The sequence below is a fragment of the Parasedimentitalea psychrophila genome, from assembly GCF_030285785.1.
In the GTDB taxonomy this organism is placed as follows: domain Bacteria; phylum Pseudomonadota; class Alphaproteobacteria; order Rhodobacterales; family Rhodobacteraceae; genus Parasedimentitalea; species Parasedimentitalea psychrophila.
In genome coordinates, this window is record NZ_CP127247.1 from 3,530,845 (window position 1) to 3,555,100 (window position 24,256).

The following is a 24,256-nucleotide window of genomic DNA, read 5'->3' on the forward strand; positions in this document are numbered from 1 at the left end:
GCGCTAATCGGTGCCACATAGTGCCCCTATAGCTCAGCTGGTAGAGCAACTGATTTGTAATCAGTAGGTCCGCGGTTCGAGTCCGTGTGGGGGCACCATTAAATCAATGACTTAGATGGTATTCGCTTCGTTAATTTGTTGTTCGGGTACCGCTGCGGGTACCAAATCGCAGCTCAACGACACGACTCCGGCGCAGTTCGAAAAAACTCTGTCGTATTCATGGCTGTACCTATCAGTCCCCCCCCTGCGACCCCCCATGGCCTCCAACTATGCACCTGTTAAACACTGCACGGAAAATATTGGCGAATTTCTGGAGGCGGTCGGTTAAGGTTTGGTCTTGCGAATTTACTCTTGTTGGGGGTATTTGCGGTGCGCATCAGGCCCATAACCTGAAAGTCGTAGCTTCAAATTCTACTCCCGCAACCAATAAAACGCATACAGATTAAATATTTACGACCTGAAATCGCGGGCTTTCTGTGTTTGTAAATTCGGTGTGGAAGCACGTGGATACAGAATGGGGGGCAACAATAGCACAGTGCTTCTCCCGCCCCAATTGAAGACAGCCCCAAAAAAATTGAATTTTTGGTAGATACCTGCCGCGACCTGAGTCAGCCTGTACACATCACCAACGTATAGTGCGGAAAAATCTAGGCGTAGGAGGGAAAGATGCCCAAGTACAATGATATGTTTGAGCTAACTGTTGAAGACATGGTGTTGATAGAAGCGGCATTGAGACGAACAATGGGTGACTTATCTCAAATGCAGCTTGAGTTCCCCGACGAGGTAACAAGTGATAACGAGGAAACTGTGCGCCGAATTCATGAATTGCTTGGACGGCTACACAACCAATGTGTCTTCTACCGTCCCAAAGACGGTGTTTACGTAGGAGGGTAGCCAACGGGCCACTGATGCCCACGAAGGGACGGAGGTGGTCTCGTTACGTTCTAGGGAAAGCCAGCCAAAAAAGAACGACCCAAAGCTGCCGAGCGTCAGCTAAGCAGTCGAAGGACTGCACTCAGCCCTTTTATGACCTTGCTGCGCAGTGCAGCATCCGACACGAAGGGCGGGTAGTGACATTATTGCGATGGAAGCGGCTCTGTTGCACAAATCGGCTGATGGACGGCACTCTCCTTTCTCTTGACGGATCTACTTCGCGGCCTCGGTTACGGGTATCCTCGGCAGGGTTCTCGCCCTTGGCGACCTGTCCCATGACTTCCTTGGCGAGTTTGCGCGCCTCATCCATGGTAATCTTGCCGTGCCGCCTGATGGACACCCTGCGAGCTCTTCCACGCCACCAGCAGTCTGTGTCAACAAGCGCGACAAGAAGAGTGCCGCGCCAGAGTAAGTTATGATGACACGATACCATCCAACAGGTCTGCTTCTGGCGAAGAACTTCGAGATTTGGTTCCGACTGAGCAGACCCGTGGGTCTCCGGATCCAAAATGACGATCCAGAAACCACGCCGTTAACAAATCTCCGGTAGATCACTAAGCGGGACCGGGCGCGAAAAAAGGTAACCTTGCAGCATATCGCAATTGAATTGACGCAGCAAACTGGCCTGTTCTTCTGTCTCGACACCTTCGCAGATCACGCTTTTGCTCAGAGAATGCCCCATCAAAATCATGGCATGCACCATCCCAACCGAAGACTTGTTCGTTGGTAGGCCGTCAACGAAGGATTTGTCGATCTTCAGAGTAGTGAAAGGCAGTCGTTTCAAGTATCCTATGGAGGAAAAACCGGTCCCAAAGTCATCCAGCGCAGTCCGGAATCCAGCCTCGTGAAGCTGATCCAGCTTAAGTGCTGCCATTTCGGCATTTGTAACCACCAACCCTTCGGTTAGTTCCATTTCGATCCGGTCTGGGTCAATGCGCATGATGCGTAGAGTTTCGATGACATCACGGACGAAATCGCCGTCATTCAACTGCGCTGGCGAGATATTGAGGCAAACCCGCAAATCCGGCCGCTCAATCAAGTCCTGGCAAATCTGGCTGAACAAGATCTTGCCCAACTGAACGATAAGCCCGGTCTCTTCCGCGACTGGAATAAAAACGTCCGGACCGATCTTTCCCAGTTTTTGCGAAGTCCAGCGGGCCAGAGCCTCTGCCTTAACCGTCTTGCCCGTCGTTGCGCTGACGATCGGTTGATAGTGGATTGTGAACTCCTCCGGCCGTTCCAGGGCCGAGATCAAAGCGTTTTCAATGTCCCGCTGTTTTTCGGAGATGCTCTCGAGCGAGGGGTCGTAGTTCACGGTTTCAGCCATGCCGTGCTTTTTGGCAAAATACATAGCCACGTCTGCCCGGCGCATGATTTCCTCACTCGGGTGTGCCGATCCGGTCTGTTGGGCATGCCCGATCGCAAAGCTGATATGAAAACCCCGGTCCTCAATCCGAAATTCGGGCAGCATAACATCCCGGATCTGATCACTGATGTCATGGGCGCGCTTTGCAGACCCCGTCCCATCTACGAGCACAACAAACTCGTCCCCACCGGCCCGTGCGATAAGAGACGGCTTGAGTGCTAGCGCTTCAAGCCGTTCCTTAACCATGATGATCAACCTGTCGCCGCCGAGATGGCCCAAGCAGTCGTTGACAACTTTGAACCCATTGATATCCAGAAAAAGGATTGAAAGTTCACCTTTCGAACACTCGTTGCGCCGTCTGAGTTCTTCATGCAACGCGGTACGGTTGGGCAATTCGGTCAGCTTATCAGTCCGTGCAGCCCGGTAAGCCAACGCCTCCTGCTCAACCAGTTCCCGGGCGCTTCGCCGGGCCACAGCGGTCACTGCCGCGGCGACCATAGTAAAAAGCACCAGAACCCCTGAAAGCGGGCCGGAAATGCGCTTTAACACGGCATCCCCAGGACGTGGCGATGGCCAAGTTAAGTGCGCTACCGGATTGCCGCCTGATCCAGTCAGCGAAATAGACGGATCCCCTGTGGGCTCTTCAGAGACAACCTTCAGACCATCAACATGATATTTGTTTGAGAATTCAGCGAGGAAATCCTCGCCAATGCGGTACCCAAATGCTGCCGAAGATAGCATCTGAGCAGAGGTGAGGCCCTCTGCAGCAGGATCCAAGGGTTCGATGCGGACTCCAGCAAAAGCATAAAGGCTGCCGTTCGATTCGGCAAAAAAATTGATCGTTGACCATTGGGACATCGGGACTGCGGGCAAGGCTTGTTGCACGGCCTCCAAAACATCCGGAGATACCAGATCAGGCACAGGCTTCTCGGGGCCATTCCATATCCACGACATAACACCCTCGACCCGACCGCCTGTTACAGCCAGAATATGAAAGGCGTCACCATCCGTTGCGCCACTGGCATAGTTGACGAAAAATGCCTCCAAGTCTCCGTCTTCAAGGTTTTGAAAGGCTGTGTCCCAATGGCTGTAGTCTAAGGCAGTACGGGACAAAAAACCCTGCATTTCCGCAATCGCACCACTCATCATCGTCAGCGTGTCGGCGCGCGCGCGAATGTTCAACTGGTTAGACATCCAAAACGCGGTTGCGACCACTGTTCCTAGAAAGAGAAAAATTGTCAGAACCATCATGGTCGAGATACTGGAAAACAGTGTTTTCGTTTTCATATTTTATTCCTTCGGCCCGCATCGGACGAATATAAATAGCTGTCGTAAATAAAAGATTCCCGGCTACTATAGACCGTCCTTGCAGGAAATTATTCATTCATGCGATAAAAATGGACTTTCACTTCTCCTGATAATTGGGGGGCGATTTCCCGCTTTTGCTGCTCGAGATAGCCAACATCAGCTTGCACCTGACTTTTGAATTTTAGGCTTTCTGATATTGGAGTGAGCCGCTTCATAACCGACATCTCCCATGTGGAGCACCAGAGAGAACAGTCACGCTTCCGGCGACCATTTTTTGCAATTTGGATCACATATTTGCTGCTGTCGTTCTCATTCGGGCACCGGCTGTGCGCGCAAACGCCATAACATGCTGAAATATTACAAGCTGACGCAAAACGGGCCATGGCACAGACCGCAGCGAAAGTCGGCTCTCCGCACTTTGTGCTGATCTCACGTCAGTCGGTACTTTCCCCATGCCTTACCAATCCTATCCTCGGCAGAGTGGGGGTCGCCCTTGGTGACCTGTCCCATGCCTTCCTTGGCGAGCTTGCGCGCTTCGTCCTCGGTAGTCTTGTCATGCCGCGCGATGGGCACCCTGCGAGTTCTTCCACCTTTGCGATATTGCGCCTGATAGGTCTGGGCTCTTGATGGCGTCACACGCAGCCCAAAAACCACCGGGCCATTTTCGATTGCGGATTGGTCCTAGTCTCTCGATTGGCCGCGTAGGGGGTCAGAAACACCTCCTCAGGCCACCTGAGGGCTGGCGAGGCGAACCCACCCACATTGATAATTCGGCCATTCTGCGGGGACCTGAGGGGCTCATCGTTTCAATTCTGGAAAGAGCGGTCAAAACCGAATCCAAAAGTCGGCCCCAGAATGAAGGGGCCGGCTTAGGGCCGTGCGTGACCGTGATGGAAGGGGGGCGGTCTGATTGCTGCACCATGCACATTTCGACACAAAGGGCGGATACAGGCCTTTCGCTGCGATCTGGACCAACGGCAGTTGAGCGGACTGTGCCGTCGTTCGCTGCACGCCTCGCAATGTCCACTTTACCCCGCCCCCTTAGCACGGCCACACCTTTATTTGGTGGGTATCTCCCAAAGGAGGTTATGATGAAATAGCGCCAAGTCAATCTCTGAGTGATCGGTGTTAGGCCTGTTTCGAGGTTCTTGCAATTGTCGGAGATTTCGGCTGCATATCACGCGCAATTTTGAGAGCCTCATTTTCGCGCTGCAATCCGTCAATGATAGTCATTGCGTGTTCGCGAATATGAAGGAGTTGCTGGACCTCAGATTTGAGGATCCCGATACGCTGCTCGCTTACCAACATTGTTGGTTTTGATTTTTGTTTGGAGGAACCAGAACTCGAATAAACTTGAGTATCATTGGATCCCAAATCCGTCTGATGTCGCGGGATACGGTAGGTGGTTTCATCCCGATCCCGCGTCAGCCAATCACGAAATAACGCCTGGTACGGAAGCTCAAAGCCTTCCATAAAGGCTCCATCTTCATAGCTTCCAATAAAATCGACGCGGTTAAGATCCAATACAACGCGTTCTCGATTGGCCGTTAGCAACTGAGATGCCTCTGATCCCAAATGGCGGCGCAATGTACTGAGTGCGGTCCGCAAACCGGCCTTGGCCTGCTCTGGCTGTGATGAACTCCACAGAATGTTTTCGAGAAAAGCCCGGGTGCGTACGCCACTGTCAGCTTTTGACAACAGAGCCATCAAGGCCTGGTGTTTGGCACCGAGAGCAATACTTTCCCCGTTGGCAGCAAAAACACCAAACACACCAAAGCCTCTAATCTTTAACAATACACTCATTAAAGTTAACCCTTAAAGCGACGAAAAAAAATAAACCCACCTAAGTTAGGCGGTCAATATTTCGACAAATCAATCCCTGCATTGCACTAGAGCTTGCGCTGTGCCAATAAAGGCACGGCTCAATCAAATTGGGAGATGGAGTTTTTTATCTACGAAAAGTAGTGATTGCCCGCTATTCCTTGATGATTTTGCAGCTAAACTCCAGCCTCATTTAGCCGACATTTCCCAAATTGAATACTGAGCAGTCCCATTTGCGTGGTCCAATTTGAAAGTTAGTTTCCGGACCTTCGCTGCGGTCAGCTCCAACGGCATGTGTGGATGGCCCCTGCATAGCAAGACATTTTTGATATGATATGTGCTTTTGTCAGAAGCAGTCATGTGCCCGGCCTGTTTGCGCGGTTTTGACCGCTGGCCCTGAAGGGTTCCGCAAACCAAGTCCCTATCAGCAATGCGAAGGAAGTGAGCGTTGCAAAGTCTGGCTGCCTTCCCGAAAGCGGTCCTTGGCGGACAGAGCCGGGATGGACCGTTCTGAGACCAACATGACTGTTTTCTGCGGCGCGGCAAATGTCTGCTTCGACAACAACAGGCCAACCGTGAAAGCGTTTAGCACAATCCAGCCGAATTGAACGATCCAATATATGAAAACACTCCACCAGATGGGAGTGGCGGAGTGCTAAATGTCCTCACGACTCTAGGCGCTGGTTCTCAATACCCGACGGTAAAAGAGGTCCGTATGAACTGTGCACTCTGCGCTTCGTCCACCAAAGCAACGGCAAAATCCTCCATTGAGATCTCCGAGTTGCCATTTGCGTCGACCAAAAGCGTATCGGTGCCAGTCCTGAATTCCCCCCGGCGCACCCCGGGCTGCAGAAGGGCAGAGGGGCTGGCGTAGGTCCAGTCCGCATCGACGGTGTTTATACAAAGCTCAGCCTGCGCGAGTGAGGCTCTGGCGGTTGGAACGATGCTTTCGGGCAGGAAGTCAGGGTCGGAAAGAACGGTGTGGGGACTGCCGTTTGGCAGGCGCAACCGCGCGGCACCGCCCACGATGATCACCCGGACATCCGTGATCGAAGCGCCCTTGAGGATGGATTGCGTGAGGCTGACGACGTCGCCTTCGTGGCCGCGCGGCGTGCGAAGAGAGCTGATCGCCAGATCATGGCCTGCCATGGCTTTTGCAACGGCCGTGGGATCGCTGACATTTGAGATAAGACCCGTGACGGTTTCCGGTAGCTTAGCGAACCCAGCCTCGTTTCTGACCACCGCAGTAACGTCATGACCGCGAGTGACGGCTTCTGTGGCGACGCGAGAGCCGACGCTACCGGTTGCTCCAAATACTATGATTTTCATCTGGATTTCCTTTAGTTGGTTGTATGAGTTGCGTGTTGTAGGGGAGTGGGGCGCAGGGACCGACCAGAGAGCTGCCCCAGCGATATTGCGGAAAGAACGATTCCAGCCCCGGCGATCTGCCAGACGGTGAGAGCTTGACCAAGCAACACCCAGCCGATCAGAACGGCGGACAACGGGCTGAGGAAACCTAGGGCAGATACCGCACCCGGTTCGATGCGCGAAATGCCCCTGAACCACAGGATATAGGTCAGTGCTGCGCCGATGAGGCCAAGATACCCAATACCGAGGATGTTTTGGGCGTCCAACGCTGGCAGAGGTGGCTCAAGCAAAGCAGCAAGCGGCACCAGCAACAGCCCGCCCGCCGTCAATTGCCATGCGGTAAAGGTAAGGAGTGGTACCGGAGGTTGCCATTTGCGCGTCAGCACCGTCCCGGCCCCCATAGAGACTGCCCCGCCAAGCCCCGCAGCCAGCCCAACTGGGTCCAGAACAACGCCTCCGCCAAGTGCAAGAAAGCCGACACCGACAATACCCATGGCCGCGGCGGCGAGTGATGTAGGCTTTATGGGGTTCCCGAGGACGATTGAGGCGAGGAATACAACTAAAAGCGGCTGAACCGCCCCAACCGTCGCGGCGACGCCCCCCGGAAGCCGGTATGCAGCGACAAAAAGCAAGGTCCAGAACAGTGTAAAGTTTAGTGCCCCAAGCGCAAATATACGTGCCCACCAAATCCCTTGGGGCAATTGCCGAGCCAGTACGAGCAGCACCAACCCGGCGGGCAAGGCGCGTAGTGCGGCCATCGTGATTGGATAGCCTGCAGGCAAATACTCTGTCGTTACATAATAGGTGCTGCCCCAGACCAAGGGCGCGATGGCGGTGAGGGCAATGTCAATTTGTCGGTTCATGCTGAGGCTCCATGTATCTTGACGTCAAGATACATGGAGCAATCTTGACGTCAAGATAAATTATCATTACTCACTACCTCATGGATCAAGTTGACCGCATCGTCGCGCAATGGAACAGCGCCCGCCCCGACCTTGACGTTGGACCAATGGAAACCATCGGTCGGCTGTATCGCCTCGCGGCGATGTTGCGAAGTGAGATGGAAAAAACCTGGAAGGCCTATGGTCTGAACCCCGCCAGTTTTGATGTTCTGGCGACCCTACGCAGATCAGGGAAACCGGATGGATTATCCCCGGGCGAGCTTCTTGACCTGACAATGGTGACGTCCGGAACAATGACCAATCGCGTCGACCAGTTGGTGAAGGGGGGCCTTGTAGCGCGGGTTCCGAACCCCGAAGACAAGCGTGGTTTTCTTATCCGTCTGACCGAAGACGGTATGACAAAAATTGAGGCCGCAGTGACCGACCATGTGAAGACACAGCATCGGCTGATGGATGGCTTTTCCCACAAGCAAAGAGGCGAGCTGAATGACCTTCTTAGAATGCTCACTGGATTAGTGGAAACCGACGCAGACTAACTCAAAGCAGCCATTGCCGGGTAATCAAACAAGGGTCGCAAAGTCCGACTAGGAGACCATGGAACTTGCACAGACAGATGCCCTATTTCAGGGAGAACTCAGACCTGAGCAACGTCAAGTTCGGGCTGGAAGTTGCCGTTAGGCGGGTTAGGCGTGAATGGCGGTTTAGGGCAGTTACATGCCTCTGACCCACAATGTTCCCGATCTGCTGTCCGCCCTGGCGCGACATGCCGTGCATCCAGTTCCTGCATTTTGGCGGCCCGGCTGGCCTCAGTCACGTCGCGGAGTAAAACCCCGGCGCAGTTTTGCAGAAGATCACTGTCGATCACGGCTTCAAGCCGCCGTCAGAGTCCAAAAGCGGGCCAGTGGGTGCCGTTGCTGTCTGTGGTGGAGTTGCGGTGGCGCATGCGGCCTAACGCGCCTGTAGGGGGTGTCTCCGATGGTGTCGCGCGCATCCTGCCAATTGCGCATCTCAAACCGGTTGCGAAGCTGTTTTGAGCCTAGACGCATTTCAAAGCGCCAAACTTGGCTTTGGTCACGGTCGTGCAGATCAAGGGGGGATTTTCCTTTTGCGGCGAGGGGAGCGTTCCAGATTGTCAGTCAGCCCATTTTGTTTGTTTGGATCACTTCGGCGCGTTTGTCGTAGATCGCCAGTTGCCGGTTGACGATCGCTCCAGCCCGTAGACCGATCACGCGCGCGCCGCTGGCAATATCGTACCGGTGGACCAAAGGCCAACCATGCACTAACTTTCAAATGGGTCCGCGGGTAATCCCCCATTTTTAATGGGGTCCAGCCGTAGAAGGGCATTCAATGGCGCCCGGTTTGCCGCAAGTTATCACAGTTGATCCTTGACCCTGCGTTAGTGCGTCAAAAGCCGCAGACCAATGATTTCAGCTAGGCGGTCAGTTTCACTAAGAGGGGCATAATACCAATGTTCTATCATTCCATCAAATTCGCGGACAGCACTGCGCGCTTGCATTGCACAGTAGAACTTTGCCATTTTGGGGTGCCTGCCGCTGACACGAAAAACGTGCACCGGCAACCCGCTCGACGAAGCTTCCGAGACCATATTCACAGAATCCTCGGTAACCAGCACCGCTTCCGCTAAGCCCAGAATGGCGGGATATGGATTCGGTCCCAGCAAGTCCCAGACCCAGCAGCGTTTTGGGTCGACTGAGGCGCGTAGCCTATCCATGAGGATCGGATCCGTCCTAGGCGATGGTGTAACAAGTAGCGTCCATCCCCCGGCGACAAGTTTCGCGCAAGCCGCGAGCAGCCGCGCTTCGTCTAAGTCGGTCCAGGTAAATTCACGCGACCGGCCACCAATCAAGACCGCCAATTTTGGTTGGGTCAGATGTGCGAAACGGGCTGCTTGGAGCAAAGCCTCTCGTTCTATCCTCTTAGGAGTTACTCGCCCAAGCGAGCCGAGCGCCGTCAGGACATTAGAACCACTTAATCCATCATGCTCTGGCAACACCACAATATCAAAATTGTCGAAGGGTAATTCGGGATTAAGAACTGCGATGCTCTTTCCTTGTAAGCGGGATGCCAGAGCAGACACAAGTGGGGCTACGTGCCGACCGGCGCCAATGATGATTCTCGTTCCTCGGGAGGCAATCGGCGCCATTGCACTCGCGCCATTCATTATCCCGATTTCGGGCCATCCGAAGAGATTGCGAGATGCCCAATGCCAGGTTCTTGCCGGGAGGCGCTTCGACCATGACTTAATCACAATTCGACGCTCTTGAATTGTTGAACCGAACCTACTTTCGAGCGCTTCGGCTAAACCCAGGGCTTGCGCGCGTGTTCCTCCGTTCCCGAGAGTAAGGCACACAACTAACGAGCAATTGGATTGGCCACTTAGGTGGCTGCACCTCCTACTTCGCCGAAGCCTTGATATGCGTTGCTTCATCCGTTTTCCATTTTTTTCTGTGGACCTGCCCGGGTTTTGTAGAGAACGTTTAGCTCGCTTCTTTGACCTCCCACTCGAAGGCGATGGCGCATTGGAAACCGAGCAATGAATGTCTCGATCCATAATTCTTGCATAGAAACATCGCGTTTGCAGTAAGCTTCCGCTTCCCGACCCATTCCTGAAGGAACAGCAAGGACCGTAAAGGGCTGTGACCGGCCGTATGCGCCTCTGTAACCCCCCCAAGGCAGGATTGGCGGTTGATACCCACCGGATCTGCCATCCCGGGCCGTTCTGTGAGCGTTGCAGAGGGTTAGGGGCGCCGGGGCGATTGACACGCCTCGCGACCGCTCTAGCTTTCCTACCAGTTATGTCCCGGAGGGTTTCATGCAGCTAGATCACATTGAATTGTCGCAGATCAATTTCCATGCCCTGAACGTCCAAAAGGTTGTCCGCAAACATTTCGGCGATCAGGATCATTCTCGCTGGGTCTTCTCCACATCCAATGGCAGTGAGGGTGGCAGCGACCGCTTGTTCTACAAAATCTGGAACCGCTCGCATATCCGCTGCGACAATATCCTTGCGGCCCTAGATATCGGTTTTTACGATGAGGTGACGACTCCGGCGCTCCGCGCGCTTATCTTTTCCGGAGGCATATGCCGCGGCTACGCTATGGAGACGTGCCAGAAACCGGAAATCCGGGATGACGCATTTTTCCGGACCGTCGCCGAACGCACCGTCGCGACACAGCATTTTGCTGTGCAGTTCGGTCGCGCTCACACTATGGAATTCCGCGCCAAGAACACCATGATTGACCTTGAGGGTGTCTATCATATTCATGATCTTGCGCTAGTGCGTGCGCATCATAGCGCCTTTGCCTGCGCCGAATATGCCGCGCTGGTCGCGGCCCTCTACCGCAGGACCTTCAGAGAGGACAACGCGGTGGCTTCCGAACTGCCGCTGGAGAACCACAATTCATGGAGACGGCAACCGGTCCGGAAGGCTCTCCAGACCGCATCAAAATATCATGGAAAGCTCATCTCAAAAGCCTTTCCCGGGATAGCTCGAATCGAGTCTTGAACGCCGCATTCGGTGCAGAGCACCGTCAGCACATTCTGGTTTATCAATTCGGCTCCGGACCACTTTCACCAAACCTTCAATACCACTCTGCGGATATCGAACTGTGTTATGTTGAGGCCTCAGCACTTTCAATTACTCTACTCTCTACTCTCTACTCTCTACTCTCTATTCATCTGCACGATGGCGCAGGTGTATCCGTGGCGATTTCGGCGGGCATATTTTTTATTGTCGGCCCCATAGGAGGAAGATTTGAGAAAAACCATTGGGCACTGCCTATTTCTTCTCGACAATCGTGAGCGCAGTAGCCTCTGGAAAGTCATTGGCACGAGTATCGGCATGGGACTCGCAGAGGTAGCCGCCGTCCTGTCGATTGCGCCGTTCTTGATGGTGGCCACGGATCCGGATGCAGCGCTGCGGAACAGCTCGCTCAACACGATCTACGACCTGCTCGGTTTTTCCAGCAGCACGTCTTTTCTGATCGGCCTTGCGATCGGCTCGCTGGCGATGCTGGGCACAGCGATCCTGTTCCGCATCGGGGGTTACTACTTCCTGCGCAGTTTCGTGCGGCGACAGAGCGTGAGCCTCGCGTTGCGCCTGGTCGTCCGCTACATGAACGAACCCTTGGACCGCACGCACCGGCGGCACTCGGCCGAACTGGTTACCAATATCCAGTCCGAGGTGGAGCGGGTCGTCAACGGAGTGATGATGAACTCCGTGCGCCTGATGACAGGCGTAAGCACCGCAGCCTGCCTTGCGATTATGCTGATTATCGTCGAGCCGCGGGCCGCATTGACCATGGCTCTCTTGCTTGGCTGCGGATATTTCGCCGCCTTCGCCTTGGTGCGGAGCCCCATGCGCCGTATCGGTGTCGAGCGCATGGCCGCTACGCGGGAGACCGCACGCCTCCTTAGCGAGGCGCTGGCAGGCTCACGCGAAATGAAGCTCTACGGGATGGAATGCAACTATCTCGAGCGTTTCGAGCACTCCTACCGCTGCAGGGCTGAGGCGAGCACGAGATCTGACCTGTTGCGCGACATTCCTAAATCCATCCTCGAAATCCTGACATTCGGGACAATGATCCTTCTGGTCATCTGGACTTTGGTCGAGGAGGGTGAAAGCAGTGTTGCTCTGCCGCTTGTTGCGCTTTACGCTTTTGCCGCCGCCCGGCTCTTCCCGTCGCTGCAGCGTATCTACGCAGCAGCCGCGACGCTGCGCACCGATTTACCCGCGCTCGAGGAGATCTACGCCGATCTCGCAGCCGTAGGCTCTACGGCGCAGCAGGTGGAAACGACCCGCACCGGTCTGCGGCTCGAGCAGGCTCTCGAGCTGCGCGCTGTGAGCTACAGCTATCCGGATAGAAAGCGCCAGCTGATTAAGAATCTGGACGTAAGCATTCCGGCTAGGTCGATCATCGGCGTCGTCGGTGCCACCGGCGCGGGAAAGAGCACGATCCTCGACATGATAACGGGCCTTACCACCCCGAATTCCGGGACGCTGACCGTCGATGGCGAGGTGATCGACGCCTCGAACGTTGCGCGCTGGCGCGCTTCCGTCGCCTATGTGCCGCAGGACATTTGCATGATCGGGGGCACGATCCGAGACAATATCGTCTTTGGGGCGAAATCCGCCGGGGACGTTTTGGACAGGATCCGCAGCGCCAGCGCCTTCGCTGGGCTCGGAGAACTGATCGCTGAGCTTCCAGAGGGCTATGATACACAACTGAGCGAGCGCGGACTGAGCCTCTCGGTAGGTCAACGGCAGCGGGTCGGCATTGCCCGCGCCATTTTCCGGAACCCGGAACTTCTGGTCATGGACGAATCCGCCAGCGGCCTAGACACGATCAGCGAGGTCGAACTGACAGCGGCTGTGCAGTCTCTGCGCGGGAAGAAGACGGTTGTTATCGTGGCGCATCGGCTGAGTGCCGTCCGCAACTGCGACCTGATCTACCTGATCGGCGAGGGGCGCGTGCTAGAGTCCGGTACGCACGACGAACTGACGAAGCACAGTTCGAAATTCAACTCCTTCTACAGGGCGGGAACATGATACCAAGGGACGGCCTACGCGATTGCAAGAACGAGGTTCGCCTTAGCGTCGCGCAGGTGATCGGAAATCTGAACTGGGGCGGCACGCAGGAACTGCTCGTGTACCTCGCCCAGCGGCAGCAGCAGGAGGGGTTGCGCCTGCAGGTTTTTGTTCTCTCCGCCCCCTCAGAGACGCCCTATGCCGACCGGCTTATCGCCGAGAATGCGCCGGTCACCTACTTGCCCCGGGGACGCGGAGGGCTGGTCTCGCAGATCCGCTGTCTTGCACGGGAACTCACCCAGAGCGGCGTGCAACTTGTGCATGCCCATCTGCGAATGGCGAACACGGTGGCGCCTCCCGCCGGGGCGCTGGTCGGCCTCCCAGTGCTGGGTGGGTTGCATCTGCCGAGCCCGGGACTTGCATGGCGCGCACGTCTGCGGGGACTGGCGGAGAGTTGGTCCCTGCGGCTGGCTTCCGGCGGCGCCGTCGCCTGCGCCGCCTCAGTCGGCTCAGACAATCGTCGGAGGCTCGGGGACCTTCCAATCGCCGTGGTCCCGAACCCAGCCCCGGAGGCGCTAGATATAGCACGCGTCGAGGCGTTGCGCGCGGCCAGCCGTGCCTCCGTAGACCCAGTACGCTTCCTCGTCGTTGGCCGACTCTCGCCGGAAAAGGGGCTGGATGTAATATTGAAAGCCGCTAGGCGGCTGGCCGAGCGCGACATGTCCTTCCGCCTCTCGATTGTAGGAGACGGCACCGAGAAAGGCTTCCTGCAGGATCTTGCTTGCGAGCTCAGACTGGAGGACACAGTCGTTTTCCACGGAGCAAGCCCGGATGTTCCGCGGCTTCTCGCCACGCATGATATTTATTTGAGCGCGTCCCGGGTTGAAGGGATGTCAATTTCGTTGCTCGAGGCGATGGCCCATGCGATGCCCGCCATCGTGACCCCTGCGGGTGGAGCCTTTGCTCTGATCGATGAAACTGTCGGCCGTCGTGTTCCGCCCGAGGATCCCGAGGCGATTGCCCGCGCGATGGAAGAATTGGCCATGGACGGGGCCCTGCGGCGCGCGCTCGGCCGCGCTGCCTATGACCGGGTCTCCAACAGCCATCGCGTAGAGGACTGGAGCGGGGCGCTCTGCGACCTCTACCGGCAGATGCTGACAGGGACGTCCCTGGCCGGGGCAGGACGATATTTCAACGACAAGTACCAGCCATAACGAGATCATTTGGAGGGAAAACTATGCTGAACAGCAACAAGATTGAAACTTTTATCAAGAATACCCTTCAGGAATCACGGCTCTACGCCCCAGCCAAGGCGGTCAAGGAGCAAATGCGACGCGCGCATTTTTCGCTAGCGCAGGTGACCGACAAAGTGGTGCGTCCTGCGCCGCGTGAAGTCTTTCTCAGCCTAACTGCGAATTGCAACCTGCGCTGCGGTGCATGCTGCTACGGGCGAGACTTCATGCACGGGCACCAGTTGCCCTGGAAGATCGGAGCGCAACTGATCGACGATTGCAAGGATCTCGGCATCGGCAATATCCGCCTATACGGCGGCGAGCCCCTGCTCCATCGCGATCTCCACAAGTTCGTCGAGCGCACTGCCGATCGCGGTCTTAACATGTATGTCACCACGAACGGTCTGTTGCTCGACAAGAAGATTGACCAGTTGGTCGACGCTGGACTTAAACGCGTCTCGGTCGGTCTTTACGGGCTAGGCGAGGATTATGACGCCTATGTCCAGCGCCGCGGCTCCTTTGAGCTGGTGCGCAATTCGCTTGCCGCTACACGCAAGCGTCACGGGGCCGACAAGCTTCCGATGAGCCTCGACTGGTTGTTGATGCGCGGTACCAGCAAGCCCGAAACAGTGCGCGATACGCTGCAGTTCGCGCGCGATTTCGACATGCAGATCTACGTGAATCTCATCCACTACTCGCTGCCCTATTTCGTCAAAAAGGACGAGTCCGGCGACAACCAGCCATTCTGGTTTGAGGAAGAAGACCGTCCGCTCCTGGAAGAGATCTCTGGCATCCTTCTCGAGGTGAAGAAGCGTGAGCCGGATCTCATCCGCAACACCGAGCGCGGCATCCGTTCGATCCCCGACTGGCTGATCCTCAAGGATCAAATGCGGATTCCCTGCACCAGCTACGACATGATCTGGATTGGCCCGGATGGAACAGTGCAACTCTGCTTCGTGACCTTCAATCTTGGCTCGCTGCACAAGCAGAGGCTGTCGGAAATGCTTTTCACCGACAAGCACCGTCGTTTCTCGCGGGACGCCTTCAAGCTGAATTGCCCCAATTGCAATTGCGGCTATGACAAGCGGGTCAATTTGCACCGGGCCTCGAGGGAGAAATACACACCGACATAGCGGACGACAGGCCGGGCCACTCTTTGCTTTCTCAGCCTCAATCATCCAGCAAACCAGCTTCCGCACCAAAGCGCAGGAAAGCAAAAAAATACGAAAAAAAGTTAATGCAGTATAGGCGGCCCGGTGACGCTGGAGCTGTCGATTGGTGTTAACCTAGCCCCGCTGCTCAGAGATCCATTTCGCGAAACATATGGGCAACCGTGTGCTTCAACTGCAGGTCAAGAACCACCTTGTAGCGTTGCTGGAAATCCGGGGAGTTCACGATCCGGCTGACCTGCCAGCGGGAGTAACCGGTCACCTCGGCGCAATTATACAGCTTACCGCCGGGGTGCTGTACCATCCATAGCAGCACCGCCTCATGACGGCGCTGCCAGGCAGGGTATTGACCCTTATTCATCGAATACTCCGAGTTTAATTAGACGTTTGTCCGGATCATTAGCCCCGTCGTAAATGAGAATTTCACTACGTCCGCGTGATCGCCAAGATAGGTAAACTTGAAGTTCTTCGGGAAGTTTGCGATCATCAGGTATGCTGTATCCAGAAAGATCGCATTTTACGGCGCTTAGCGTTTGAATTACACAGATTCCTTTCGCAGAGGTGATGAGATTGCTCAACTTCTCGGGCGTGGTGCATACTAAGCAAGCAATCTCGTCGATTTCCATTTTGTCATTTTCATGAAACGTTATGAGAGCAATCATTTCCATATGTGATAGCCCTAACCATTTTCCTTTATTAGAAGTGGTCATGTTCGTATCCCTTCAACTAGTTACTGTCGGTGACTTAAAGCTGGGTGAGTTTTTCCCCCAGCAGATTTTCCAGGGCGGCTTTGGGGTCGGCGTGCCGTGATAGATCGATGATAGCCCGTGATGATTTTCCCCTCTGGCCGACGCGGCGATAGGTGGCGATCCGATAATGGGGGGTAATACCAAATAGATATTCTATTTGATGTTCACCCCCATTTAATCCGGAGGCATTGGCAACAATGGGCGGCGCTCTTGCATTGCCTTCGCCACAGCCTGTCTGTGGGAGGGGCTGTGGGCCGTTCAGGCTCATGTGTGTGCCGCTGCCTTTTTGCTTTGCGGCGGTTCCTGAGTCAGTACAGGGCTTGTCCGAGGGGGCATGCAACACCCACCGGCGCAGCTCCTTGAGGGCATCCTTTGCAACCGATTTGGATGGAAACAGATCGGGGAAGGCCTGAGTCAAATCCCGCGTGCCAAGTGGCAGGATACCTTTGCGCCCGACGGCCTCCCTGATGCGGGCAGTTGCACCCCTCCGGCCAGGGGTCTGAGCAAAGTCGTCGAGGGTTCTCAGCTCATCGACAGTGATGTCGACGGGAAGAGAGCACAGGATCACAACTCGTTTTGGGTTTTGAGAATGAACCAAGCGCAGCCGTCCAGTTGCCTGGGTTGTTTCACATTCCCGAATTTGCTCCAGGATGAGCTGGCCCTTCGGGTCGGGATGGACGGATGCTAGAACGCCTGCCTTAGCCATGCCCTCGAGGCGGTATCCGCGACACTCCTGCGGCAACGGGCTGGTTTCGGCGAACACCAGGGGCGACGGCTCATCAGAAAACAAGCTGCGCAGGACATGGTCGATGGCTGAACCCGGCGGCTCATTTCGACCGACGATTACGATAGTGCCGAAGTGCTTCCAGCAATCTTGACCGCGAATGGCACCGAAGTGGGCAACTTCCGCTCCATGCCAGTAGAGGGTCTTGTCGCATTCCTGGAACTTACCTTTTGCCTTCAGCACGGTTTCGACTTGCTTAGGCATGACCACAAGCACTTTACCAGTGCGCTTTGTCTCGCGCTTAATGATCGCCTCCACTTTGCTCAGCGACACAGTTATCTGCGGGTGTTTCTTGGGGTCGGGGCCAAGCAGTGTTCGGTTGCTGAGGCGGGTGGAAAATACTTGCAAGGTTTTGGCGGATTGCTTGGCGTGGATTTCGACCGGGGTAATCGGTCGGTCAAAGATCTTTTCGTTCAAGGTAAGATTGGCATCTGCATCGAGAAGCATGAGCGGGGTGCTTCGCGGTATCTGGCAGTCGCGCTTTGTGTGAACATGGACACGGTTCTGGTGCTCGGTTTTGCCATTGACCCGTACCAGTTCGTCTTTGACCAGAGTGATGCCGTAGATGGGCCGGGCGAATTCGATTTCACGAGCGATGGCACGAAAGAAAGCTGTCTGCGCCACCGCCTCGTTGAGGTCGATCTCCTTGAGCGCCTTTAAGGCAACTTTGTCACTTGTCTCAGGTGTTATACCGGTGGTGCCGTCGGGGCTGATAGCTTCCGCTTTGTCCCATGCCCAGCGAGCATCAACGTTGCGTGCAGCTAGCCCTGCCGAGAGCTCCTTTCGCCCGTGCAGATCGTCTTCCACCGCCTCTAAGAATGGGCCCTGCAAGCGATCAACACCGAAGGAATGTTCGGCTGTGCACTTTGACACCAGGCTTTCATCCACAATTGCCAATTCCGGGTGGGGCAGGCCGATCCCATCACGTGATGGTTTGGGTAGAAACACATATTGATGGTTGAAAATACGAAATGCGGGATCTGGATCATCCCATTGCTTGAGGTATGGGCAGGTTTTAAAATGTGGGCAGATCTTGCCCGAGTGTTTGCAGCAGGTTTTGTATACGTTCAGGCCTGCCTTGGCGGCTGCCTCAGTGACCTTGTACCGCGCGCAATAGCCGGTGCTGTTCTTGGAGGATGTACGCCCGCGAACAATTTTGGCTCTCAAACCAGACTGCCGGGCGAATTGCGCAACCTCGGCTGCCTGCGTATTGTCTGGCGCATAAAAATGGACTTCGCTGCCCTGAAATACCGGATCTTTTGCAATTTCTTCGATGGCGAGAGTTGTCTTGCCGAGCCCCGTGGTCGCCTTGATCTGGAGCGCTGGGGCAGGGGGCTGCTCATCGGCTTCAGTTGGCCAGAGGTTTTGCCAGTATACAGTTTGGCAGCGTTGCTCGATCGTCGTGTTATCAAGTTCTTCCAGATCGATTTTCATGAGTTGATCCTTCGGCTTTGCGTGCACCGGATCTGTCTCCGGTCACTTGCTTAAGAAAACCCGCTATCTCGGCCTTCAGCCGCATTTGGGCTTCTTCAGGCTCCAGCTCTTCAACAGCCGGATATGCGGGGGGCACACCCCGGACGAGGCGTGGCGTAGACTTGGACCGCGCCATCGTTGAGGGGCTTTCATTTGTGGTGGCTGGGGGCGATCAGTGGTGATCGCGAGGTGTTCAACCGTGATGCGTTTTGCAGCTCTGGCCAATGAGCCCCTTGGGTCGGGCCTCCAGCCAGGCGATCACCTCATCGGCGTGCCAGCCAACTCTGCGCCCTCCGAGGTGTATGCGCTGAGGGAAGTCGCCTTCGCGTTCCCTGCGCCAGATAGTCGTGCGGGAAAGCCCGACCATATTGGAGACTTCTGAAATTTTGAGCACTTGGGGCATCGCGTTTTCCCTTTCGGTTCAACTTGTGCCTTTAGTATGCAAAATGATTCACGACCGGGTCGTTGGGGGTATTTCGGCCCAATGCGACCCTACCTTTGGTAGGAGGTTGAAATAACTTGTTATTTTGCAGAAATTGGCCGGAAAATTAAAAGCCTAGCGCCGTTGCGGCATTGACAGCCTTTTTCGCGGATTTTCTGGCCTCTACTCCCCAGAACTTCGAATTCCCCGTGTACATCTCACCCATAAAAAGACCGCACAAGCGCTCGTGAGGAAGCATCTTCATTCCGTGAATAGTTGCCCACATATCGAGGTCGAAGCACTCAAGTACATGGTAACTCTGCCATTTTTTGAAGTGGTGTTCATTGAAGTGGGCATTGAGGGCTTTTTTGCCTGGGATACTAATAGGGTATGGGTGGATCTTGCGAATTGACATCAACCATTCGCTGAAAGCGGAGATCAAGGCTGGATCGGAAGCTCGTGGATCCACGAGCAATACGCGACATTCTCCAGTGGGGTGGAAGAGATCAGTGTCAAAAACTAGCGATGAGTCCACCTCTTCAAGCGGTTCCCCAATGTCGGAAACCAACGGATCTGTGTAGTGGCCTACTAGACTTTCTGCTTTGCGCTTTGAGCAAACAGCTTGGTTTTGATACCAATCCCACCTCTGATCATCGGTAAAAAAACTTCTTAGGAAATGCTCATCGAAACCGCGCGCGCTCTTCCTTGAGGTCAAAGCAACAAACCAGTCGGTTTTGCTGAAATTTTGGACATCACGGTAGCTTTCAGGATCGTACCATTCGCTGATGTCCGCAACTGTACAATACTCAGTCATCACCTCCTCCTTGTTGAAGGCGGGAACCGTTCAGGAGGTCTGCCAGCCGCTCGGCCCATGTTTCCAACGCCTCCCGCTTCTCCTGATCATAGGAATACCGATCATACACGCGTGTGATGCCCGGCTCGACGTGGTTGAGGATCTTCGAGACCACCAGGCGGGACACCTGCAAGGAGGTCATGTAGCTGGCCGCTGTGCGCCGCAGATCATGTGGGACAAAGTCCACGATACCGGCAATTTCACGTATGCGCTGTGCTGCCTTTTGAGTGTTGGCCATATACCCGGCGCTCTTGACCGGGGAGGGGAACACCCAACCGCTTTCGCTGCGGTGGTCGTAAAGGGGGCGCAGAATGGAAAGGGCGAGACCGGAAAGGGGCACCCGGTGTGTCAGGCCGTTCTTGGCCCGCTGTGCCGGTATGGTCCACCACCCGTCTTCAAAATCCACGTCCGACCATGCCATGGAACAGACCTCTCCGCCCCTCTGTGCCGTCACCAGGCGCAATTTGAACATGGCGCAGACGAGAGTGCCCTGCTGTTCGAAGGCGGCCCAGAGCGCCCGCATTTCGCCCTCTTTGAGCACACGGTCCCGCTGGCGTTCTTTGGCCGGGGCGACGACTTGATGGCAGGGGTTGTGCGCGACCAGATCCCGGCTGAAGCCCCAATTGAAAATCTTGCGGATCAGGGCAAGGGTTCGGTTGGCCTGGATGCCGGAGCCGCGCGCGACGATCCTGTCGAGAAGGGCAATCACGTCCCGCCGCGTGATGTCCTGCGCCTTCGTATGGGCCCATACGGGCAGGAGATCGTGCTTGATGACACGCTCGTCTTCCCGCCAGCTGCGCTTGTGTTCTTTTGCGTATTTCTCGACATACTCCGCTGCCAGGTCACAAAATACCGAAGCGAATTTCAAGGCGCGCTGCTCGTTTGCCGGATTTTGCCCTCTGGAGACCATAAGAGCCTTCTCCAGCACGATTTCCCGGGCATCTGCCAGGGATAAGGCAGGGTAGCGTCCAATGGTCAGGCGCGTCTTCTTTGGGTTCCCCTTGGGCCTGTACATGTAGAACCAAGCCTTTGCTCCGGTCGGGCTGACGCGCAGGCCGAGGCCGGGAAGCTTCTGGTCGAAATAGTCTGCACGGGCACCCGCTGCAGCGATGGTCTCGACCCAATGGGCTGTGAAGGATTTCTGTGGCATCGGCTTCCGGGTACCACCTGGGTACCATTTCGCGGTTAACCTTGTGGGCGTAGTGAAACGTGATGAACTATGGTATCACCCTGAAATTACGGAAACAAATCACTTTACCGAGTTCAAGGCGGTTCAAGCCGTTACAAGACTATTCGATTTGTAATCAGTAGGTCCGCGGTTCGAGTCCGTGTGGGGGCACCATTTTTCATTTTAATATCAGCAACTTACCTCTGTATCCGTGCGGACTGTAGATTTTCGTTCCGCTGCCGGAAGCATACCGGAAGCAACAGAACCGACAGTTTCACTGTTGCATCGTTGCACTACGCCATCTGGCCAAATCGACATCCGAATCTAGCTTGCCATGTTGACCCAGATTCTTGCGTGACTCATTTGTTCCAACACATGAACCGTTGTTCAACCGTTCAAACAACGAGATCCAACGGTTGAACAACGGCTATATTTATACTGGAGCACTTACTTATGAATATTCAAAAGGCAGGCATCGGAGCGGCGCTTCCACTTCTGCTCAACCCGGCAACACTCGGTTTTGTTGCACTCGGAGCGGTTGGTTGGGGAATTTATAACCTCTTGCGCGATGATGAAGAGGACGGTTGCGATGTACCGTCAAACACCGTTCAAAAACTGCCCGCAAAAACACGGGTGGCCAAAGCCGGGGCCACTCAACCGTCGCAGGTTAGCGCCCAAGCGGCTGTTCAGTTGGAGGCCCCAGTCAAGGTCAGCGATGAGGCAGAAGCGCGCCCTAAATCTGATGAGACCGCCGATGACGCAGAGCGAAGCTTGATTATCCGCCAGGCGATGTCAGAGCTTGGAAAACGCAGCGCAGCCGCCCGCGCCAAACGGAAGGCCGCTGCTTCTGAAGGCGCAGTGGACGGAAATTGAGGTTTGCAAATTGGCTGGTTGCTTAGGGGAAAGCACTAGCGGCTTAAAGCGGTCCTTCGTCCAACACGCGGCGAAGGACCGGTTCCAGCCCTTCTACGACATTCGTGCCGGGTGCAGCATGACGCGGTATATCGAGCACAAAGGGCGGACTGCCGACCTTCGCTGCGCGTAGCACCTATGCCTGCTGAGCGGACAAGGTCGCCATTGGACCAATGGTCGTCGCGCCGGAGTAGGCGCCGCTTTGATGACAAACCGGAGCTTTGTGCTAGTTCGTTTCTGGAGGTTCGCTCGCGGCCTTCCAAAACAGGCCGCCGCTCTCTAATCCGGGAGACTTGATATGGAAATGAATGCCAAGAATATCACCATCATAGTTGCAGCCGTGATCGTTGTCGCTGTCGGTGGCTACTATCTGACCGGCTCTGGAGGTGGGGAAGAGACCGTCGCGCCAGCTGTTGAATCAGAATAAAAGACCCCCACTCTGGGCTCTGACCAACCATTCGCCGCAGTGGTCTCGAACGGCAGGTCTGGGCCGTTCGCTCCAGGTGGGTCAACATCAGTGAATGACTGCAAGTCCCCGCATGGCCGCCGCTAACTAAAGTTAACGCATATGCAGTTGATAGAAAAGGAATTATCCGATGAAGTCAATTTTCATTCAAGCTTTGTTTAGTTTGTTTCTCGGTGGTGTTGCGGCGGCACAAGGAACTTGCATCCATCATATAGAGTCTTTTTCCGACCGGACTTACACCGTCGAGCAGTGGGTCAATAAGAAAGTCATTAAACCTTCAAGTAGAGGAAGGTTTGACCGAGTTTTCAATGAAGGTAGTTATAGAATTCCTATCCTTTCTGCGATGGAGCTTTTTCTTCTAAGCGGGTGCAATGACGATGAGTTTTTGAAGTCCTTGCCCTCCGCTGTGGCGGAAGAGTTTTTGAAATTTGATATTCCCGATGATGTCATGTTCTCTATCGCCGCTCCGGGGCGTGCAAACACCGATATAATGTATTTGACTTTAAGCTTGCACCTTTTGGGCTATCCCAAACCTTTAGAACGGCAATTGGAAAAATTTCGTGAAATTCGAGATGGTGGTGACCCCCGCGGAGCAACGGCGTTGGCTATACTCGGTGGTGTCGGAGACCTCCAAATGGATTCTCTAAAGACAACGCTTGATGAAATCTTGACGAGCTTCGTCACGTCGGATGGTAAATTGAGTACGGAAACAAATTATAGTAAGATCAGTTTGCATACAACTTATGGGTTTCCGAAAAAGTATGAAGTACGGACCGATGAATATGGATACGTAGCGGCGGAACTCGTCGATCCAGACCTTCTTGAAATTTCGGACGCACTTGCTGCAACGGCTGATGCCAATCTATCGGCGGCTATGGAGTTGGGATATGGTCCTGCATATATGTATAAGTTTGGCGACGCACCAAATATTGTAAATGTGTGCGGATTAATGGCACCTGACATCGGGTCAAACAGAGGTAGAATTGATGTTCGGGCAGAATTCACCGGATTTCCAAATCCCCGTAAAGCACTGCTGGATATGGGTAAGTTTGTTGAGGTTTCCGCAGCCCCAAATTGGAATGCGGACAAAAGTCCGGGTTTTCGCCGCTACACACAATATTTTGCATTGATAGTGGCGAACATCGCATCCGATTGCGCTTACGCGTTACACGGCGATCACGGATCTTATGGAGTTGTGGACAATGAGTTTGCTGAAAAGATGATATTACTTGGTGCTTCCGCGCTACGGAATTTCTCTATCGACGGAAGAATTGCTATGGGTACCGCATGGGTGATTGAGAAGAATTCGAATGAAGATGATAAACACTATGCCGCAGCGAGGTTTTTCCTAATGGCCGCGCCTTTTCTTGCAGATTTAGGCGAAGATATCGGTGGAGGTGACAATTCGTTTTATAGCAAGTGGGTGCCGCGATTTTCGCCACAAACAATCATCGAGGTGCAAAAGATACTTTCAGAGTATGGGTTTTACACGTCTGGAATCGACGGTGTCCCAGGGCCTGCGTTTAGACGTGCGATTAAAGCGGCGAGAGGAAAATGTCGGCTACCAAATGAGTTTCCAAACCTATGCCTTCCGAAAATTGGCAGTGATGTGCGACGAGCAAGTTGGGCAAGACCCTACTTTTTTTAAGCCCGTTAAGCCGGCCCCGACGTTGGTGCATACAGATACTGTTGGCTTGCCCGAACATAGCGGTCAGATCGAGATAGCCGTTTTGAAACGAGTTTGATGGGAGTGGAAAAATCCAGTCCAGAATAAGCGCTTGTA

Annotated in this window: 23 protein-coding genes and 1 tRNA gene; 10 read left to right on the top strand and 14 right to left on the bottom strand. The window is 54.7% G+C overall.

Annotated elements, in window-relative coordinates; all coding sequences use genetic code 11:
* Positions 1–22 precede the first annotated feature (22 nt).
* Together QPJ95_RS17185 and QPJ95_RS17190 are read left to right on the top strand one after the other, a co-directional pair.
* Positions 23–98, top strand: a tRNA-Thr gene (locus QPJ95_RS17185).
* Positions 99–666: 568 nt separating this feature from the next.
* On the top strand, positions 667–894 hold the full coding sequence (locus QPJ95_RS17190; RefSeq protein WP_270919520.1) for a hypothetical protein: 228 nt from the start codon (positions 667–669) through the stop codon (positions 892–894).
* 130 nt (positions 895–1,024) lie between these two features.
* On the opposite strand, the gene QPJ95_RS24290 is transcribed toward QPJ95_RS17190, so the two are convergent.
* From QPJ95_RS24290 to QPJ95_RS17220, 7 genes are all read right to left on the bottom strand, one after another.
* Positions 1,025–1,366: an integrase arm-type DNA-binding domain-containing protein gene (locus QPJ95_RS24290; protein WP_390923840.1), complete on the bottom strand. Its 342-nt coding sequence runs from the start codon at positions 1,364–1,366 to the stop codon at positions 1,025–1,027.
* A 99-nt stretch (positions 1,367–1,465) separates the two neighbouring features.
* Positions 1,466–3,586: a bifunctional diguanylate cyclase/phosphodiesterase gene (locus tag QPJ95_RS17195; protein ID WP_270919518.1), complete on the bottom strand. Its 2,121-nt coding sequence runs from the start codon at positions 3,584–3,586 to the stop codon at positions 1,466–1,468.
* A gap of 89 nt (positions 3,587–3,675) precedes the next feature.
* Positions 3,676–3,822 carry a hypothetical protein gene (locus QPJ95_RS17200; protein WP_270919517.1) on the bottom strand — a complete coding sequence of 49 codons (147 nt, stop codon included), beginning with the start codon at positions 3,820–3,822 and terminating at the stop codon, positions 3,676–3,678.
* 214 nt (positions 3,823–4,036) lie between these two features.
* A complete protein-coding gene (locus tag QPJ95_RS17205; RefSeq protein ID WP_270919516.1) occupies positions 4,037–4,243 on the bottom strand; it encodes a hypothetical protein in 207 nt (68 codons plus the stop codon).
* A 492-nt stretch (positions 4,244–4,735) separates the two neighbouring features.
* The gene (locus tag QPJ95_RS24080) at positions 4,736–5,410 is read right to left on the bottom strand and encodes an AfsR/SARP family transcriptional regulator (protein WP_313851513.1); all 675 of its coding nucleotides are present in this window, start codon (positions 5,408–5,410) and stop codon (positions 4,736–4,738) included.
* 705 nt (positions 5,411–6,115) lie between these two features.
* Positions 6,116–6,757 (bottom strand): NAD(P)-dependent oxidoreductase, encoded by a 642-nt coding sequence (locus QPJ95_RS17215; RefSeq protein ID WP_270919515.1) that lies wholly within the window; start codon positions 6,755–6,757, stop codon positions 6,116–6,118.
* An 11-nt stretch (positions 6,758–6,768) separates the two neighbouring features.
* Positions 6,769–7,659 (bottom strand): EamA family transporter, encoded by an 891-nt coding sequence (locus tag QPJ95_RS17220; protein ID WP_270919514.1) that lies wholly within the window; start codon positions 7,657–7,659, stop codon positions 6,769–6,771.
* Positions 7,660–7,739: 80 nt separating this feature from the next.
* On the opposite strand from QPJ95_RS17220, the gene QPJ95_RS17225 reads away from it, so the two are divergent.
* Positions 7,740–8,234, top strand: coding sequence for a MarR family winged helix-turn-helix transcriptional regulator (locus QPJ95_RS17225; protein WP_270919513.1), 495 nt, complete (start codon positions 7,740–7,742; stop codon positions 8,232–8,234).
* A gap of 860 nt (positions 8,235–9,094) precedes the next feature.
* Here QPJ95_RS17225 and QPJ95_RS17230 read toward each other — a convergent pair.
* Positions 9,095–10,270, bottom strand: coding sequence for a mitochondrial fission ELM1 family protein (locus QPJ95_RS17230; protein ID WP_313860109.1), 1,176 nt, complete (start codon positions 10,268–10,270; stop codon positions 9,095–9,097).
* Between the two features lie 261 nt (positions 10,271–10,531).
* Between QPJ95_RS17230 and QPJ95_RS17235 the strand changes: the two genes are divergently transcribed.
* From QPJ95_RS17235 to QPJ95_RS17250, 4 genes are all read left to right on the top strand, one after another.
* On the top strand, positions 10,532–11,224 hold the full coding sequence (locus QPJ95_RS17235) for a hypothetical protein (RefSeq protein WP_270919511.1): 693 nt from the start codon (positions 10,532–10,534) through the stop codon (positions 11,222–11,224).
* A gap of 249 nt (positions 11,225–11,473) precedes the next feature.
* Positions 11,474–13,267 carry an ABC transporter ATP-binding protein gene (locus tag QPJ95_RS17240; RefSeq protein WP_270919510.1) on the top strand — a complete coding sequence of 598 codons (1,794 nt, stop codon included), beginning with the start codon at positions 11,474–11,476 and terminating at the stop codon, positions 13,265–13,267.
* Positions 13,264–14,460, top strand: a complete 1,197-nt coding sequence (locus QPJ95_RS17245) for a glycosyltransferase family 4 protein (RefSeq protein WP_270919509.1) — start codon at positions 13,264–13,266, stop codon at positions 14,458–14,460. The genes QPJ95_RS17240 and QPJ95_RS17245 overlap by 4 nt, the downstream gene beginning before the upstream one ends.
* Before the next feature lie 23 nt (positions 14,461–14,483).
* Positions 14,484–15,611, top strand: coding sequence for a radical SAM protein (locus QPJ95_RS17250; RefSeq protein WP_270919508.1), 1,128 nt, complete (start codon positions 14,484–14,486; stop codon positions 15,609–15,611).
* A 166-nt stretch (positions 15,612–15,777) separates the two neighbouring features.
* Here QPJ95_RS17250 and QPJ95_RS17255 read toward each other — a convergent pair whose 3' ends face one another.
* The 6 genes from QPJ95_RS17255 to QPJ95_RS17280 form a co-directional block, all read right to left on the bottom strand.
* Positions 15,778–16,008, bottom strand: coding sequence for a hypothetical protein (locus tag QPJ95_RS17255; protein WP_270919507.1), 231 nt, complete (start codon positions 16,006–16,008; stop codon positions 15,778–15,780).
* Positions 16,001–16,357: a hypothetical protein gene (locus tag QPJ95_RS17260; RefSeq protein WP_270919506.1), complete on the bottom strand. Its 357-nt coding sequence runs from the start codon at positions 16,355–16,357 to the stop codon at positions 16,001–16,003. Before QPJ95_RS17260 ends, QPJ95_RS17255 begins: the two co-directional genes overlap by 8 nt.
* Before the next feature lie 34 nt (positions 16,358–16,391).
* A complete protein-coding gene (locus QPJ95_RS17265) occupies positions 16,392–18,614 on the bottom strand; it encodes a hypothetical protein (protein ID WP_270919505.1) in 2,223 nt (740 codons plus the stop codon).
* A gap of 232 nt (positions 18,615–18,846) precedes the next feature.
* Positions 18,847–19,056, bottom strand: a complete 210-nt coding sequence (locus QPJ95_RS17270; RefSeq protein WP_270919504.1) for a helix-turn-helix transcriptional regulator — start codon at positions 19,054–19,056, stop codon at positions 18,847–18,849.
* A 145-nt stretch (positions 19,057–19,201) separates the two neighbouring features.
* Positions 19,202–19,888, bottom strand: coding sequence for a DUF6387 family protein (locus tag QPJ95_RS17275; RefSeq protein WP_270919503.1), 687 nt, complete (start codon positions 19,886–19,888; stop codon positions 19,202–19,204).
* A complete protein-coding gene (locus QPJ95_RS17280; RefSeq protein WP_270919502.1) occupies positions 19,881–21,077 on the bottom strand; it encodes a tyrosine-type recombinase/integrase in 1,197 nt (398 codons plus the stop codon). The genes QPJ95_RS17275 and QPJ95_RS17280 overlap by 8 nt, the downstream gene beginning before the upstream one ends.
* Before the next feature lie 471 nt (positions 21,078–21,548).
* On the opposite strand from QPJ95_RS17280, the gene QPJ95_RS17285 reads away from it, so the two are divergent.
* The 3 genes from QPJ95_RS17285 (at position 21,549) to QPJ95_RS17295 (ending at position 24,121) form a co-directional block, all read left to right on the top strand.
* The gene (locus QPJ95_RS17285) at positions 21,549–21,968 is read left to right on the top strand and encodes a hypothetical protein (RefSeq protein ID WP_270919501.1); all 420 of its coding nucleotides are present in this window, start codon (positions 21,549–21,551) and stop codon (positions 21,966–21,968) included.
* A gap of 337 nt (positions 21,969–22,305) precedes the next feature.
* Positions 22,306–22,434, top strand: coding sequence for a hypothetical protein (locus tag QPJ95_RS17290; RefSeq protein ID WP_270919500.1), 129 nt, complete (start codon positions 22,306–22,308; stop codon positions 22,432–22,434).
* Between the two features lie 169 nt (positions 22,435–22,603).
* The gene (locus tag QPJ95_RS17295; RefSeq protein ID WP_270919499.1) at positions 22,604–24,121 is read left to right on the top strand and encodes a peptidoglycan-binding domain-containing protein; all 1,518 of its coding nucleotides are present in this window, start codon (positions 22,604–22,606) and stop codon (positions 24,119–24,121) included.
* Positions 24,122–24,256 lie beyond the last annotated feature (135 nt).

Coding starts and splice junctions, on each gene's coding strand:
- QPJ95_RS17225 (WP_270919513.1), top strand. CDS start 7,740: ATGGATCAAGTTGACCGCATCGTCGCGCAATGGAACAGCGCCCGCCCC.
- QPJ95_RS17195 (WP_270919518.1), bottom strand. CDS start 3,586: ATGAAAACGAAAACACTGTTTTCCAGTATCTCGACCATGATGGTTCTG.
- QPJ95_RS17190 (WP_270919520.1), top strand. CDS start 667: ATGCCCAAGTACAATGATATGTTTGAGCTAACTGTTGAAGACATGGTG.
- QPJ95_RS17250 (WP_270919508.1), top strand. CDS start 14,484: ATGCTGAACAGCAACAAGATTGAAACTTTTATCAAGAATACCCTTCAG.
- QPJ95_RS24290 (WP_390923840.1), bottom strand. CDS start 1,366: ATGGTATCGTGTCATCATAACTTACTCTGGCGCGGCACTCTTCTTGTC.
- QPJ95_RS17270 (WP_270919504.1), bottom strand. CDS start 19,056: ATGCCCCAAGTGCTCAAAATTTCAGAAGTCTCCAATATGGTCGGGCTT.
- QPJ95_RS17255 (WP_270919507.1), bottom strand. CDS start 16,008: ATGAATAAGGGTCAATACCCTGCCTGGCAGCGCCGTCATGAGGCGGTG.
- QPJ95_RS17275 (WP_270919503.1), bottom strand. CDS start 19,888: ATGACTGAGTATTGTACAGTTGCGGACATCAGCGAATGGTACGATCCT.
- QPJ95_RS17245 (WP_270919509.1), top strand. CDS start 13,264: ATGATACCAAGGGACGGCCTACGCGATTGCAAGAACGAGGTTCGCCTT.
- QPJ95_RS17280 (WP_270919502.1), bottom strand. CDS start 21,077: ATGCCACAGAAATCCTTCACAGCCCATTGGGTCGAGACCATCGCTGCA.
- QPJ95_RS17265 (WP_270919505.1), bottom strand. CDS start 18,614: ATGAAAATCGATCTGGAAGAACTTGATAACACGACGATCGAGCAACGC.
- QPJ95_RS17290 (WP_270919500.1), top strand. CDS start 22,306: ATGGAAATGAATGCCAAGAATATCACCATCATAGTTGCAGCCGTGATC.
- QPJ95_RS17285 (WP_270919501.1), top strand. CDS start 21,549: ATGAATATTCAAAAGGCAGGCATCGGAGCGGCGCTTCCACTTCTGCTC.
- QPJ95_RS17295 (WP_270919499.1), top strand. CDS start 22,604: ATGAAGTCAATTTTCATTCAAGCTTTGTTTAGTTTGTTTCTCGGTGGT.
- QPJ95_RS17200 (WP_270919517.1), bottom strand. CDS start 3,822: ATGAAGCGGCTCACTCCAATATCAGAAAGCCTAAAATTCAAAAGTCAG.
- QPJ95_RS17235 (WP_270919511.1), top strand. CDS start 10,532: ATGCAGCTAGATCACATTGAATTGTCGCAGATCAATTTCCATGCCCTG.
- QPJ95_RS17215 (WP_270919515.1), bottom strand. CDS start 6,757: ATGAAAATCATAGTATTTGGAGCAACCGGTAGCGTCGGCTCTCGCGTC.
- QPJ95_RS17220 (WP_270919514.1), bottom strand. CDS start 7,659: ATGAACCGACAAATTGACATTGCCCTCACCGCCATCGCGCCCTTGGTC.
- QPJ95_RS17260 (WP_270919506.1), bottom strand. CDS start 16,357: ATGACCACTTCTAATAAAGGAAAATGGTTAGGGCTATCACATATGGAA.
- QPJ95_RS24080 (WP_313851513.1), bottom strand. CDS start 5,410: ATGAGTGTATTGTTAAAGATTAGAGGCTTTGGTGTGTTTGGTGTTTTT.
- QPJ95_RS17230 (WP_313860109.1), bottom strand. CDS start 10,270: ATGGATCGAGACATTCATTGCTCGGTTTCCAATGCGCCATCGCCTTCG.